17 protein-coding genes are annotated in these 12,118 nt (G+C 63.6%); 13 read left to right on the forward strand and 4 right to left on the reverse strand.

Annotated features, from left to right (window positions below; translation table 11 throughout):
* Positions 1–17: 17 nt before the first annotated feature.
* Positions 18–188 carry a hypothetical protein gene (locus tag LB569_RS25530; protein WP_224694547.1) on the forward strand — a complete coding sequence of 57 codons (171 nt, stop codon included), beginning with the start codon at positions 18–20 and terminating at the stop codon, positions 186–188.
* 35 nt (positions 189–223) lie between these two features.
* Here the strand turns inward: LB569_RS25530 and LB569_RS31875 are convergent, their stop codons facing one another.
* Entirely contained in the window at positions 224–358 is a 135-nt protein-coding gene (locus tag LB569_RS31875; protein WP_263491497.1) for a hypothetical protein, read from the reverse strand.
* Positions 359–465: 107 nt separating this feature from the next.
* Here LB569_RS31875 and LB569_RS25535 point away from each other — a divergent pair, with 107 nt between their 5' ends.
* The 6 genes from LB569_RS25535 (at position 466) to LB569_RS25560 (ending at position 6,685) form a co-directional block, all read left to right on the forward strand.
* Positions 466–639: a hypothetical protein gene (locus LB569_RS25535; protein ID WP_181173723.1), complete on the forward strand. Its 174-nt coding sequence runs from the start codon at positions 466–468 to the stop codon at positions 637–639.
* Positions 640–711: 72 nt separating this feature from the next.
* The gene (locus LB569_RS25540) at positions 712–2,805 is read left to right on the forward strand and encodes an ATP-dependent helicase (protein ID WP_224694548.1); all 2,094 of its coding nucleotides are present in this window, start codon (positions 712–714) and stop codon (positions 2,803–2,805) included.
* Positions 2,806–2,813: 8 nt separating this feature from the next.
* Positions 2,814–3,593, forward strand: coding sequence for a 4-hydroxy-tetrahydrodipicolinate reductase (dapB, locus tag LB569_RS25545; protein ID WP_224694563.1), 780 nt, complete (start codon positions 2,814–2,816; stop codon positions 3,591–3,593).
* 175 nt (positions 3,594–3,768) lie between these two features.
* Positions 3,769–4,782 (forward strand): ABC transporter substrate-binding protein, encoded by a 1,014-nt coding sequence (locus LB569_RS25550; protein ID WP_411970255.1) that lies wholly within the window; start codon positions 3,769–3,771, stop codon positions 4,780–4,782.
* Positions 4,783–4,939: 157 nt separating this feature from the next.
* Positions 4,940–5,794, forward strand: a complete 855-nt coding sequence (locus LB569_RS25555; RefSeq protein ID WP_224541094.1) for an ABC transporter ATP-binding protein — start codon at positions 4,940–4,942, stop codon at positions 5,792–5,794.
* A gap of 12 nt (positions 5,795–5,806) precedes the next feature.
* Complete coding sequence (locus LB569_RS25560; RefSeq protein WP_140707267.1) at positions 5,807–6,685, forward strand: ABC transporter permease; 879 nt, start codon at positions 5,807–5,809, stop codon at positions 6,683–6,685.
* Between the two features lie 173 nt (positions 6,686–6,858).
* Here LB569_RS25560 and LB569_RS25565 read toward each other — a convergent pair whose 3' ends face one another.
* Entirely contained in the window at positions 6,859–8,211 is a 1,353-nt protein-coding gene (locus LB569_RS25565) for a sensor histidine kinase (RefSeq protein ID WP_224694549.1), read from the reverse strand.
* On the reverse strand, positions 8,208–8,885 hold the full coding sequence (locus tag LB569_RS25570) for a response regulator (protein WP_140707263.1): 678 nt from the start codon (positions 8,883–8,885) through the stop codon (positions 8,208–8,210). The genes LB569_RS25565 and LB569_RS25570 overlap by 4 nt, the downstream gene beginning before the upstream one ends.
* Before the next feature lie 472 nt (positions 8,886–9,357).
* Between LB569_RS25570 and LB569_RS25575 the strand changes: the two genes are divergently transcribed.
* From LB569_RS25575 to LB569_RS25595, 5 genes are all read left to right on the forward strand, one after another.
* Entirely contained in the window at positions 9,358–9,561 is a 204-nt protein-coding gene (locus LB569_RS25575; RefSeq protein WP_140707261.1) for a DUF680 domain-containing protein, read from the forward strand.
* 43 nt (positions 9,562–9,604) lie between these two features.
* On the forward strand, positions 9,605–9,808 hold the full coding sequence (locus LB569_RS25580; protein ID WP_140707259.1) for a DUF680 domain-containing protein: 204 nt from the start codon (positions 9,605–9,607) through the stop codon (positions 9,806–9,808).
* 44 nt (positions 9,809–9,852) lie between these two features.
* The gene (locus LB569_RS25585) at positions 9,853–10,080 is read left to right on the forward strand and encodes a DUF680 domain-containing protein (protein WP_224694550.1); all 228 of its coding nucleotides are present in this window, start codon (positions 9,853–9,855) and stop codon (positions 10,078–10,080) included.
* A gap of 430 nt (positions 10,081–10,510) precedes the next feature.
* Positions 10,511–10,744, forward strand: a complete 234-nt coding sequence (locus LB569_RS25590; RefSeq protein WP_224694551.1) for a DUF680 domain-containing protein — start codon at positions 10,511–10,513, stop codon at positions 10,742–10,744.
* Between the two features lie 211 nt (positions 10,745–10,955).
* Positions 10,956–11,198, forward strand: a complete 243-nt coding sequence (locus LB569_RS25595; RefSeq protein WP_224694552.1) for a DUF680 domain-containing protein — start codon at positions 10,956–10,958, stop codon at positions 11,196–11,198.
* 38 nt (positions 11,199–11,236) lie between these two features.
* Here LB569_RS25595 and LB569_RS25600 read toward each other — a convergent pair whose 3' ends face one another.
* Positions 11,237–11,746: a SixA phosphatase family protein gene (locus LB569_RS25600; RefSeq protein WP_224694553.1), complete on the reverse strand. Its 510-nt coding sequence runs from the start codon at positions 11,744–11,746 to the stop codon at positions 11,237–11,239.
* A gap of 29 nt (positions 11,747–11,775) precedes the next feature.
* Here LB569_RS25600 and LB569_RS25605 point away from each other — a divergent pair, with 29 nt between their 5' ends.
* Entirely contained in the window at positions 11,776–12,048 is a 273-nt protein-coding gene (locus LB569_RS25605; RefSeq protein WP_224694554.1) for a hypothetical protein, read from the forward strand.
* Positions 12,049–12,118 lie beyond the last annotated feature (70 nt).

The following is a 12,118-nucleotide window of genomic DNA, read 5'->3' on the forward strand; positions in this document are numbered from 1 at the left end:
GGAACTGGATAAAGGCGTTGCGGCAGGACGAAGCGCGGCAGGTGCGCGCACGCATCGCTGAACTCGAACAAAACCTGACGTCCGCCTCGGCCCAGAACCGGCAGCGGCGCCAGGAGGCGGGCCATGAACTGCGCAATGCCAAGTTCCGCCTCGAGCGCCTCGAGGAATGCATCGCGGCGATGCGTTGAGGCCGACCCGGCCATTCTTCTCCCGAAGGCACCGTTCACTGGCCGGCAATGCCGGTGTTGACGACGGCAATGGTTCGATCCGCTCCGGTCGCCTTTGTCGGTGGCAGTTTGTTGTCGCAGGCCGAGAGAGCCAAAGCGACGAGCGCGAGGATCAGTCCTGGCTTTTTCATCGCTACCTCCTCCAACTGAGAACGAGGTGCTGCCGGTTTGGTTGCCGCCCTTGCCGAGGGAACAAATTGCCCTGCCTTCGGTTGATCCAGCGAAGGAGGACCGCCGCATGATCCGTTTGCTTCTGGTTGGCACGCTTGCCCTTGTCACTTACCGTCTCGCCCGCAAGATGATCGAAGAGGTGCCCGACAGTGTCGATCCGCTGCTGTTGCCGGCGCCTAAGAACGACCGCGAAGCGCTGCGCCGGCAGTCGGCGGACATGGGCGTTGATCCGAAACGGTGAGCTTTCCACTCCGCCGAATTGGCACAGTTGCTTCCTTGTTGCGAACAAAGCGGAAACGATGCTTGATGGGCGATGAACCTCGCCGCCCATGATTCGACCTTTGTGGACTCGACCGTCCAGCCGGCCTATCTCGCCCGGCTGAACGACGCCCAGCGTCAGGCCGTCGAGCATGGCGACGGCAAGGTTGCCGGCCCGCTGCTGGTCATTGCCGGCGCTGGCTCCGGCAAGACCAACACGCTTGCGCACCGCGTCGCCCATCTGATCGTCAAGGGAGCCGACCCGCGCCGCATCCTGCTGATGACCTTTTCGCGGCGTGCCGCATCCGAAATGGCCAGGCGCGTCGAGCGCATCGCCGGCGAGGTGCTTGGCCGCGATGCCGCTGTCATCACGGATGCGCTCACCTGGGCCGGCACCTTTCACGGCATCGGCGCGCGGCTGCTGCGCGATTATGCGCTGGAGATCGGCCTTGATCCGGCCTTCACCATTCACGATCGCGAGGATTCCGCCGATCTGATGAACCTCGTGCGCCACGAACTCGGCTTTTCCAAAACCGAAGCGCGCTTTCCGACCAAGGGCACCTGCCTTGCCATTTATTCGCGCGCCGTCAACGCGCAGGCGCCGCTCGGCGAGGTGCTCGGATCCGCATTCCCCTGGTGCGCCGGCTGGGCCGAGCAGCTCAAGCAGCTGTTTGCCAATTACGTCGAGGCCAAGCAGGCGCAGAACGTGCTCGATTACGACGATCTGCTGCTCTACTGGGCGCAGATGACGGCCGAGCCTGAGATCGCCACGCATCTGGGCGGGCGTTTCGACCATGTGCTGGTCGACGAATACCAGGACACCAACCGGCTGCAGGCCTCGATCCTGATGGCGCTCAAGCCTGATGGCGCGGGTCTCACGGTGGTCGGTGACGACGCGCAGTCGATCTATTCGTTCCGCGCCGCCGAAGTGCGCAACATCCTCGATTTTCCCCGGCAGTTCGCCCAGACCGCCGATGTGGTGATGCTGGAGCGCAATTATCGCTCGACCGAGACCATTCTGGCTGCCGCCAATGCGGTCATCGGCCAGGCATCGGAGCGCTTCACCAAGAATCTGTGGTCGGAACGCAAATCCGCCGACAAGCCGAGACTTGTGAGCGTGCGCGACGAGGTCGAGCAGGCGAACTTCGTCTGCGACGCCATCCTGGCGGAGCGCGAGGCCGGCACCGCGCTGAAATCGCAGGCTGTGCTGTTTCGCACCTCGCATCACAGCGGCCCGCTGGAAATCGAGCTGACGCGGCGCAACATTCCTTTCGTCAAGTTCGGTGGCCTGAAATTCCTCGATGCCGCCCACGTCAAGGACGTGCTGGCGGTGCTGCGCTTTGCCGAGAACCCGCGCGACCGTGTCGCCGGTTTTCGGGTGTTGCAGCTCTTGCCAGGCATCGGTCCGTCCGCCGCCGCGCAGATCGTGGAAACCATGACGACGGCGCTGGACGAGGCGATGGGCCTGGCCGGCTGGCGCCCACCGCAGCGCGCCGCCGACGACTGGCCGTCTTTTGTATCGCTCTATTCCGGCTTGCGGGCCGGCGCCAAATGGCCAGCCGATCTCGAACAGATCAGACTGTGGTACGAACCGCATCTGGAGCGCATCCACGAGGATGCGATCACTCGCCGGGCGGACTTGCTGCAACTGGAGCAGATCGGGTCGAGCTACGCCTCACGCGAACGCTTCCTGACCGAGCTGACGCTCGACCCGCCGGATGCGACCAGCGACCAGGCCGGGCCGCCGCATCGCGACGAGGACTATCTGATCCTGTCGACCATCCACTCGGCCAAGGGCCAGGAGTGGAAGAACGTCTTCGTGCTCAACACCGTCGACGGCTGCATACCGGCCGATCTCGGCGTCGGCACCAAGGAGGACATCGAGGAGGAGCGTCGGCTACTCTACGTGGCGATGACCCGGGCCAAGGACAGCCTAAACCTGGTCATGCCGCAACGCTTCTTCCCGCACGGCCAGGCGGCGCGCGGCGACCGCCATCTCTATGCCTCGCGCACCCGCTTCATCCCGGCCTCGATCCTCGCCGCATTCCAGCAGATGTCGTGGCCGACCGCACAGGCGGCGCAGGGCAGGGCAGCCCGGCCGGAGGTGCGCGTCGATATCGGCGCGCGCATGCGCGGCATGTGGAAATAGCGGAAATCATGGAGCGGCCGCCGGTCCGGATTGCCATCGCTGGCGCGCTGGGCCGTATGGGCCGCCATATGGCGGACGCAGTGCTCGCCGATGCGCGTCTGGCGCTTGCCGCCCGCTTTCACCGCCCAGGCAGTGTCGGCGACGGGCTGGTCAGCCGCGACGAGGCGCTCGGCCTGGCCGATGTGGTCATCGATTTCACCACACCGGCCGCATCGGCTGAACTGGCCAGTGTCTGCGCAAGGCGCGGCGGGCCAGCACTGGTGATTGGCTCGACGGGCTTCGATGCCGGCGAACTGGCTGATATCGCCGATGCCGCGAGAACCGTCGCCATCGTGCGCTCCGGCAGCTTTTCGCTCGGGCTCAACATGCTGGTCGGTTTGGTCGGGCAGGCGGCGCGGGCACTCGGCCCTGACGACTGGGATGCCGAGATTTTCGAGGCGCATCACCGCCACAAGGTCGATGCGCCGTCGGGCACCGCACTGATGCTGGGGCAGGCCGTTGCCGACGGACGCGGTGTCGAACTGGATACGGTGGCAAGGCGCGTACGCGATGGCGTCACCGGCGCGCGGCCGGCAGGCGAGATCGGCTTCGCGGTGGTGCGCGGCGGCAGCATGGTCGGCGAACACAGCGTCTCCTTCTGTGCCGAAGGCGAGACCGTCACCGTGTCGCACTCAGCCGGCGACCGCATCATGTTTGCTCGCGGCGCCATCGCCGCCGCGCTCTGGGTGGCGGCCCGCGCTCCAGGCGAATACGACATGCGCGGCGTGCTTGGTTTCGGCACGGTCTGATCGGCAATTCCGCGGGATTTCATCAAACAGCCTCTAAAACGGCTGAAAGCCAGCTGAAAGCTTGGCCATGCCATGACGGTTTTGTGGCGTTCGCCACGTGACCGGTACGGGAGCGGCCGGCAGGAGGAAATGCGGCGCGGCCCGATTGGCCCGCCGCCCAGGTGGAGGAAATTACGTGACCGGTTTGATCTCGAAGTGCATCTTGCGTTCGGCGGCGCTGACGCTTGCCCTAGGCGCCACGGGCGCGACCGCGGCGTCGGCCGCGGACAAGATCACCATCATCGTCGGCGGCATGGAGAAACAGATCTACCTGCCCGCCGTGCTCACCCAGCAGCTCGGCTATTTCAAGGACGAGGGGCTCGACGTCGAACTGGTCAACTCGCGGGCCGGCGTCGAGGCCGAGAACGAATTGCTGGCTGGCGCCGTGCAGGGCGTCGTCGGCTTCTACGACCACACCGTCGACCTGCAGTCGAAGGGCAAATACATCCAGTCGATCGTCCAGTTCAGCCAGGCCCCAGGCGAGGTCGAACTGGTCTCCGCCAAGCACCCGGAGATCAAGTCGCCGGCCGACTTCAAGGGCGCGACGCTCGGCGTCACCGGCCTCGGCTCCTCGACCGATTTCCTGACCCAGTATCTCGCCGTCCGCAACGGCCTGAAGCCCGGTGATTACACGCTTCTGCCGGTCGGTGCCGGCAACACCTTCATCGCCGCCGTCAAGCAGGACCAGATCCAGGCCGGCATGACCACCGAACCGACGATTGCCAAGCTGCTTTCGACCGGCGAGGCCAACATCCTTGTCGACATGCGCACGCCTGAAAAGACCAAGGAGGCGCTGGGCGGCGATTATCCGGCGGCATCCTTCTACGTCCAGTCTTCCTGGGTCGAAGGCCACAAGGACGAGGCACAGAAACTCGCCAATGCCTTCGTCAAGACGATGAAGTTCATCGCCGGCCATTCGGCCGAGGAGATCGCCGACAAGATGCCGAAGGATTATTATGCCGGCAACAAGGACCTCTATATCAAGGGGCTCGCCGGCGGCAAGGCGATGTTCACGCCCGACGGGCGCATGCCGGCGGATGGCCCGGAGACGGTTCTGAAAGTGCTGTCGACCTTCTCGAAAAGCCTGCAGGGCAAGCAGATCGACCTCTCGAAAACCTTCACGACGGAATTCGTCGACGCCGCCAAGTAGTCTGCGCAAGAGACGCGGACTTTCTCCGCGCCTGTTGAAAACAACACCTTGCGCCGGCTGCCTGAATCAATTCGGCAGCGGCGCCTTCCCGGGTGCCGATGAAACGGCGAGCCCATGGGCCGCCGGTATCCCAGCACCATCGCCACAGGAGTGTGCCATGCAATTGCAAACCATGGCGGCGCAGAAGCTGTCTCCAGCCGCGCCGCCGGCCGATGCCGCCATCGCCATCGACGACGTGACGTTGCGCTTCGTCACGCCCGACGGCCACATGATGACGGCGATCCGCGATTTCACCATGACGGTGGCGCGCGGCGAGTTCGCCTGCGTCGTCGGGCCAACCGGCTGCGGCAAGTCGACTACGCTCAACCTCGTCACCGGCCTGCTGCGGCCAACCACCGGCAATGTCCGCGTCATGGGCAATCCGGTCACCGATATCAGCCGCGACATCGGCTTCGTCTTCCAGGCGGACGCGCTTTTCCCCTGGCGCAGCGTCATCGACAATGTCGCCGCCGGTCCACTCTATCGCGGCACGCCGAAGGCCGAGGCCTATGACAAGGCGCGCGACTGGATTGCCCGCGTCGGCCTCGCACGCTTCGAAAAGCACTATCCGCACCAGCTTTCGGGTGGCATGCGCAAGCGCGTCGCGCTGGCCCAGACCTTTATAAACCAGCCCAAGATCCTGTTGATGGACGAGCCGTTCAGCGCGCTCGACATGCAGACGCGCACCGCCATGCAGGACGAGCTCTTGGGCCTGTGGTCGGAACAGAAATCCTCCGTCGTCTTCGTCACGCACGACCTGGAGGAGGCCGTGGCGCTGGCCGACAAGGTTTATGTGCTCACCGCCGGGCCTGGGACCGTCAAAAGTGTCTACCGCATCGACCTGCCGCGTCCGCGCGTCATGGCCGACATACGCTACGACCCGAAATTCATCGAGATCGCCAAGGTGATCTGGAACGATCTGCGCGAGGAAGTGCAGCTCGGCCAGAGCCGTGGCCTGCAAACCGGCCACTGAGAGGAGAACGACATGACAGCCATCTCTCCAGCGGCCGACAGGGCCGCCACGCGCGAAACCTCGATCGCCATCGCCGAGGCCCGGGCGAGGGCACGGCTGCGCCGGCGCCATGCCCTGGTCATCGGTCTGCGGTTCGCGATCCTGATCGTCTTCCTTGGCCTGTGGGAACTTGGCGCCGACTACAACATCATCGACCCGTTCTTCTTCGCCAGTCCGTCGGGTATCTGGGAGCAGATCTGGTCGTGGATCACCGAGGGCACCTCGCAGGGGCCGCTCTGGCTGCAGATCTATGTGACGCTGGAGGAGACCTTCCTCGGCTTCGTCATCGGTGCGCTCGGCGGCATCGCCGCCGGCATCATCCTTGGCCGCAACCGGCTGCTGGCGGATGTCTTTTCGATCTACATCAAGATCGCCAATTCCGTGCCGCGCGTCGTTCTGGGCTCGGTGTTCATCATCGCGCTCGGTCTCGGCATGGCGTCCAAGGTGGCGCTCGCCGTGGTGATGGTGTTCTTCGTCGTTTTCGCCAACGCCTTCCAAGGGGTTCGCGAGGCCGACAGGGCGATGATCGCCAACGCCCAGATCCTCGGCGCCTCGCCCTTCCAGATCACGCGCACCGTCATTATCCCGTCGGCGATGAGCTGGATCCTGGCCAGCCTCCATGTCAGCTTCGGCTTTGCCCTGGTCGGCGCCGTGGTCGGTGAATTCCTCGGCGCCAAGCAAGGCATGGGCCTGCTGATCTCGACCGCGCAGGGCGCCTTCAATGCCAATGGCGTCTTCGCCGCCATGATCATCCTGGCCGTCATGGCGCTGGTGGTGGAATTCATCATCACCCGCTTCGAGAATTATGTCGTCAAGTGGCGGCCGGCCCCGTTCAACGAGCAGGGCGCTTGATTTTGTTCTGAGAGAAGTACGAGCCCCGCGCTTGACGCGGGCTCGGGCTAGAGCAATTCCAGGAAAAGTGTGTAACGGTTTTCCCGGGAGAAGCGCGTAGCGCTTCCCCTTGGGAATTGCGTAAAAACAAAGAGCTAGAGCGGTTCGGCGATTCTATCAAACGCTGAACCGCTCTAGGCGAGCGGCAGCCTGACCTCGACCACCAGTCCGCCGGCCGCGCTATCCCCCAGGGTAACGCGGCCGCCGGCGTTTTCGACCACCTCGCGCACGATGGCGAGCCCCAGGCCGCTGCCTTCCTCGGTCGAACCGGCGACACGATAAAAACGCTCGAACACGTGATCGCGTTCTTCAGGCGGGATACCTGGCCCGTCATCGGCGACCGTCAGCACCGCTTCGCCATCGATGGTCGCCAGCCTGACCGTGACACTGCCGCCCGATGTCGAGTAGCGCAACGCATTGTCGACGAGGTTGACGATCATTTCACGCAGCATCGTGCCGTCGCCGATAACGGCAACCGGGCCGGCTTCCTCCAGGCCGAGGTCGATCTTGCGAGCGATCGCCGCGGGCGCCTGCGTTTCCAGCACATGGCGGGCGGCTTCGGTGAGGTCGATGCGGTCGGTGCGCGGGCGCCGGCTGCCTGGCTCGGCCCGCGACAGGGTGAGCAATTGTTCGGCCAGCCGCGCCAGCTTGCCGGAACTGGCCTGCAGCGCCACCAATGCCTCCTGGCGCGCCTCGGCGGCGGTTTCGCGCAGCGCGTAGCTTGCCTGTGTCGACAGCAGCGCAAGCGGCGTGCGCAGCTGATGCGCGGCATTGGCGATGAAGCGGCGCTGCGCGCCCATCTGCGCGCGCACGCGTTCCATATAAGCGTTGAGCGCGTCGATCAGCGGCCGGATCTCGCTTTGCGCGCCCGGCACGTCGACCGGATCGAGGTCGCTGCGGCTTGGCGAACGCACCGCGTCGCGCAGGCTGATCAATGGCGCCAGGCCACGGCGCAGGCCAAGCAGCACGAACACGCCGGCGATCGCCACCAGCGCCAGTTGCTGGACGAAGGCGCTGAACCACAGCCGCTTCACCATCGCATCATGCCCGGCGAGCGTGACCCCCACGGTGACCATAACAGGCGAATCAGCCCCGGCACCGACCACGGCATGGCCAAGCGTTGCAAGCCGCAACGGGTGATCGCGATAGGCTGCCTCGATGCTCTTGTCCCCAGGAGCCACGGGCAAATCGGGATAACCGGTCAGCAACCGCCCGCCGGCGGTCTCGACGCGGTAATACACACTGTCGCGGTCGCCGGTGTCGAACATCTCGATCGCTGCAGGGGGTATCGTGGCATCGAGGACGCCGTCGGCCATGGCGAGCTGTTCGGCGATGGCGCGGGCCGAGCCGACCAGCATCCGGTCGGTGACCAGATCGGCGGTCGCCAGCGCATTGCGCTGGCTGGTCCACAGATTGATGGTGGCAAGCCCGGCGAGCGGCAACACCACCCAGGCCAGCAATTGCAGGCGCAGGCTGCTGGTCCTCATGGCGCCAGATCGTCCTGGCGCAAGAGATAGCCAAGGCCGCGCAAGGTGGTGATCTGGACCCGCGACCCTTCGAGCTTCTTGCGCACACGGTGCACATAGATCTCGATGGCGCTGGGATCGGCGTCGTTCTCGAAATCATAGATGGCCGCCGACAACGCGGCCTTGCTGACGGTGCGTCCCGCCTTGATCATCAATTGCTCGAGCACGGCATGTTCGCGCGGCGTTAATGCCAGCGCCTCGCCGCCGAGCGAGAACAGCCTTGTGTTGGTGTCGAAGACGAGATCCCCGCAGGCAACGACGGGCGCGGTCCGGTCGTTGGCGCGGCGCAGTTGCACGCGGATGCGTGCTTCGAGTTCCTCGATCTGGAAGGGCTTGGCCAGATAGTCGTCGGCGCCTTCGTTGAGGCCCTTGACCCGGCCGTCGAGGCTGGCATTGGCGGTCAGTACGATCACCGGCACCCGGTTGCCGCGGGCTCGCAGCATGCGCAGCACTTCCAGTCCGCCCATGCGGGGCAGTGCCAGATCAAGAATGACCAGCGCGTGGTCGCCCGCCGCAAGCGCATGCTCGACATCCTCGCCATCATGGACGATGTCGACGACATAGTTCGCCTGGCGCAAGGTCTTGCCCAGCCAGTCCGCCAGTTCGCGATTGTCCTCAACAAGCAGCAATCGCATGTCTATCGTGGTCCCGGCCCACTTTGCGGTCTCATCGGGGCTCGATCGACGGCCTCGATCCGGCAATCGGCCCTGAAATGATCGATAGTATCGATCTCGGCGCAAGGCAAATGCGGCCGGGCAGCGCTATGGGGCTGGTTCTGCCAGGCCAAATCGCCCCGTTCCGGACATAAATCGAACCGAACGGTTCGGTTCTGGTTGACGGATTGTATCGCAAATGGTGAACAATAGGCCCCGATTTGCCTCCGGTTTCGGCTGGGCCATATTCCGTAAAGGTCTGAAAATATTATGAAAAGTTCGCCGTCAATGGTGCGATGCAATATGCATTGTCTATAATATAATGAAATACTGCAAAGCCGATGCGACTGGAAATCCCAAAATGCCTTCCCATCTGGAGGTGGTCCGAGCGACGCGAAATCCTCCCAGAAGGCACGCCACTAGACGGACAGAACTAAAAACTGGAGTAACCAAAATGACCAAGATCGCTCTTACCGCTGCCGCCATCCTCGTCGCCACGGGCGCCGCTTTCGCCGGCTCCGACAATTATGGCTCGGCCAACGTCAATCAGCCCGCCGCCGCTGTCGACCATTCGGTCACCGCTTCGATTTCGAAGTCGACCGAAACCGTCCAGACCCAGGCCCCGCAGGGCGCTGACCGTAATCTCTTCGGCCACTAATTCCGGCCGATATCCAACCAATCGAATTTCAGGAGTACTTAACATGACCAAGATCGCTCTCACCGCCGCGGCCATCCTCGTTGCCACCGGCACCGCTTTCGCCGGCTCCGACAATTACGGCTCGGCCAACGCCAACCAGCCTACCGTCGCCATCGACCATTCGGTCACCGCTTCGACCTCGAAGTCGACCGAAACCGTCCAGGCCCAGGCCCCACAGGGTGCCGACCGCAACCTCTTCGGCCACTAATCCCGGCCGATATCGACCCAATCTTGAACTTAGGAGTATTTGAAATGACCAAGATCGCTCTCACCGCCGCCGCCATCCTCGTTGCCACGGGCACCGCTTTTGCCGGCTCCGACAATTACGGCTCCAACAACGTCAACCAGCCGGCTGCCACCCAGTCGACCTCCAATGTCGACACCTTCCACACCGGTTCGATCCTGAAGACGGACAAGGCACAGGGCGACGCCAATGCCAACGTACCGGCTCAGTCGGGCCAGGGCATCTGGGGCCGCTAATCCATATAGCAGCACTTGACTACAAAGAGCGGTGGGCTTGGCCCGCCGCTCTTGTTTTTTGACACAAGTCCGTTTGATCGACGGGGCCGGCCATGCCGGACACCATCGAGGCAGGCGGGCTCTCGTCGCGGGTCGAACCGACCGGTTCAATTAATGTTGACGCGCCGTGAGCGCACCGCGAGACGGGGCTTGGCGAAACACAACGAAATGCTTCGTGAAGCGCAAATTAAGATATTGATATAATTATCAAAAAATATTTCGATCAAGTCTTTGGTCAAATCTTGAAGCTCGGAATCTAGTCGTGAAGGCACATCTTCGTGATTGGAAGCCGGCGAATGAAAAACCCACTTCCAGGTGGTCCGAGCGACGCGAAATTCCTCCCAAGGGCACGCCACTTGACGGACAGACCAGAACCACTGGAGTAAAGAAAATGACCAGGATCGCACTCACCGCCGCCGCCATCCTCGTTGCCACGGGCAGCGCCTTCGCCGGCAGCGACAATTATGGCTCCGACAACGTCAATCAGCCGGCTGTCAGCGCGCCCGCGGGCAAAATCGACCACGTCCGTACGGCGTCGATCAGCAAGCCGATCGAACACCACGGCTTCAAGCTGACGCCGGATTCCAATCAGCCGGATCCCGGCCAAGGCATTTGGGGTAACTGATCCACGCAGGCCCCCCGATTGCCTCGACGACAAAGAGCGGTGGGCCTGGCCCGCCGCTCTTGTTTTTCGAGACCAGGCCGAATGGCCGACGTTCTTCGCGGTTGGCGAAAAACATTTCAGGTCCAGGAATAAACTCTGGCTGTTTCTGGTCTTGTCCTCAGCGGACCCGTCCTCCCATGACGCCGCCTAACGGATGAACCAGGAGATTGAAATGAACAGATTTGCCCTCGCTACCGCCGCCATCCTCGTCGCAACCGCAAGTGCATTCGCCGGCAGCGACCACTTCGGCTCGGACACTGCCAACCAGTCGGCCGCCCCGGTCGCCGGCGTGGACCATGCTGTCACCGGTGCCGTCGACGACACGACTATATCAGGGCACAAGGCTGCGGACGCCAAGATGAAGCCCGCCACCACCGACTGGCCGGAGCCCGGCCAGGGCATCTGGGGCAACTGATGCCTTGGCGCGGCGGATCCAATCCGCCGCCCGCATTTCTAGCGCAAATCCTTCGGCCACAGGCAATGTGTCAGCCGCGCGGCCGACCGGCCGGGCCAGTCGTCTTCAAGGACGAAGCGCGCGAGAGCCGCCGTCGGAAACTTTTCCTCGAGCCTCTTGCGCGCCCTGGCTTCCGATCCCGGTCCCGCAAGCTGCCTTGCCAGATCCTCGAGGCCTGGATTGTGGCCGACAACCACCAGGCAATTGGCCGACGGGTCGGCCTTACGGACCTGGCTCAGGATATCCGCAGCCGACGCATCGTAGAGTGCATCGGCAAACGCGACCCGTGGATGCACCGGCAGTTCCTCGGCCACCAGCCGCCACGTATCGCGGGTGCGCAGCGCCGGCGACACCAATGCCAGGTCCGGCAGCCAGTCGCGCGCGGCAAGCTCGCGGCCCATCAATCGGGCCGCCTTTAACCCGCGTTCCGCCAGCGGCCGGTCGAAATCATTGAGGTCGGGGTCGTCCCAACTCGATTTGGCATGGCGAAGCAGGAGCAGCTGTTTCATTAATTTGAGTCCGACCAAAAAATGCCGGCATGAAAGTCCTTGCCGTATCCGCCGCCGTGCTTTGTGCCGGCTTCGATGTCGAAAGCCGCGGAAAGGGCGCCGAAGACAAACAGCCCGACGCGCCGCTCATCCTTATCCCACCGGACCGCGATATCCGACCGGCTGATGGCCCAGGCGCCCGATCGGATGTGAATTGTATCAACGATGGCGCCTGGTTCGTCGCCCTGGGCTCTGTAGAGGTAAAAATACGCTGTGGCGTTCTGCGGATCTCCCGCATCATCATACTCGAAAACGCCGGCTAGAGCGGGATGAGTTGAGGCTGAATCGAAGACGGATTCCCTTAGGCGAGCAAATCTGATTCAACCTTGTTGC

The organism is Mesorhizobium sp. BH1-1-4 (genome assembly GCF_020165665.1).
Taxonomy (GTDB): Bacteria; Pseudomonadota; Alphaproteobacteria; order Rhizobiales; family Rhizobiaceae; genus Mesorhizobium.

Coding starts and splice junctions, on each gene's coding strand:
- LB569_RS25570 (WP_140707263.1), bottom strand. CDS start 8,885: ATGCGATTGCTGCTTGTTGAGGACAATCGCGAACTGGCGGACTGGCTG.
- LB569_RS25600 (WP_224694553.1), bottom strand. CDS start 11,746: ATGAAACAGCTGCTCCTGCTTCGCCATGCCAAATCGAGTTGGGACGAC.
- LB569_RS25575 (WP_140707261.1), top strand. CDS start 9,358: ATGACCAAGATCGCTCTTACCGCTGCCGCCATCCTCGTCGCCACGGGC.
- LB569_RS25595 (WP_224694552.1), top strand. CDS start 10,956: ATGAACAGATTTGCCCTCGCTACCGCCGCCATCCTCGTCGCAACCGCA.
- LB569_RS25580 (WP_140707259.1), top strand. CDS start 9,605: ATGACCAAGATCGCTCTCACCGCCGCGGCCATCCTCGTTGCCACCGGC.
- dapB (WP_224694563.1), top strand. CDS start 2,814: ATGGAGCGGCCGCCGGTCCGGATTGCCATCGCTGGCGCGCTGGGCCGT.
- LB569_RS25540 (WP_224694548.1), top strand. CDS start 712: ATGAACCTCGCCGCCCATGATTCGACCTTTGTGGACTCGACCGTCCAG.
- LB569_RS25565 (WP_224694549.1), bottom strand. CDS start 8,211: ATGAGGACCAGCAGCCTGCGCCTGCAATTGCTGGCCTGGGTGGTGTTG.
- LB569_RS25605 (WP_224694554.1), top strand. CDS start 11,776: ATGAAAGTCCTTGCCGTATCCGCCGCCGTGCTTTGTGCCGGCTTCGAT.
- LB569_RS25585 (WP_224694550.1), top strand. CDS start 9,853: ATGACCAAGATCGCTCTCACCGCCGCCGCCATCCTCGTTGCCACGGGC.
- LB569_RS25590 (WP_224694551.1), top strand. CDS start 10,511: ATGACCAGGATCGCACTCACCGCCGCCGCCATCCTCGTTGCCACGGGC.
- LB569_RS25535 (WP_181173723.1), top strand. CDS start 466: ATGATCCGTTTGCTTCTGGTTGGCACGCTTGCCCTTGTCACTTACCGT.
- LB569_RS25560 (WP_140707267.1), top strand. CDS start 5,807: ATGACAGCCATCTCTCCAGCGGCCGACAGGGCCGCCACGCGCGAAACC.
- LB569_RS31875 (WP_263491497.1), bottom strand. CDS start 358: ATGAAAAAGCCAGGACTGATCCTCGCGCTCGTCGCTTTGGCTCTCTCG.
- LB569_RS25555 (WP_224541094.1), top strand. CDS start 4,940: ATGCAATTGCAAACCATGGCGGCGCAGAAGCTGTCTCCAGCCGCGCCG.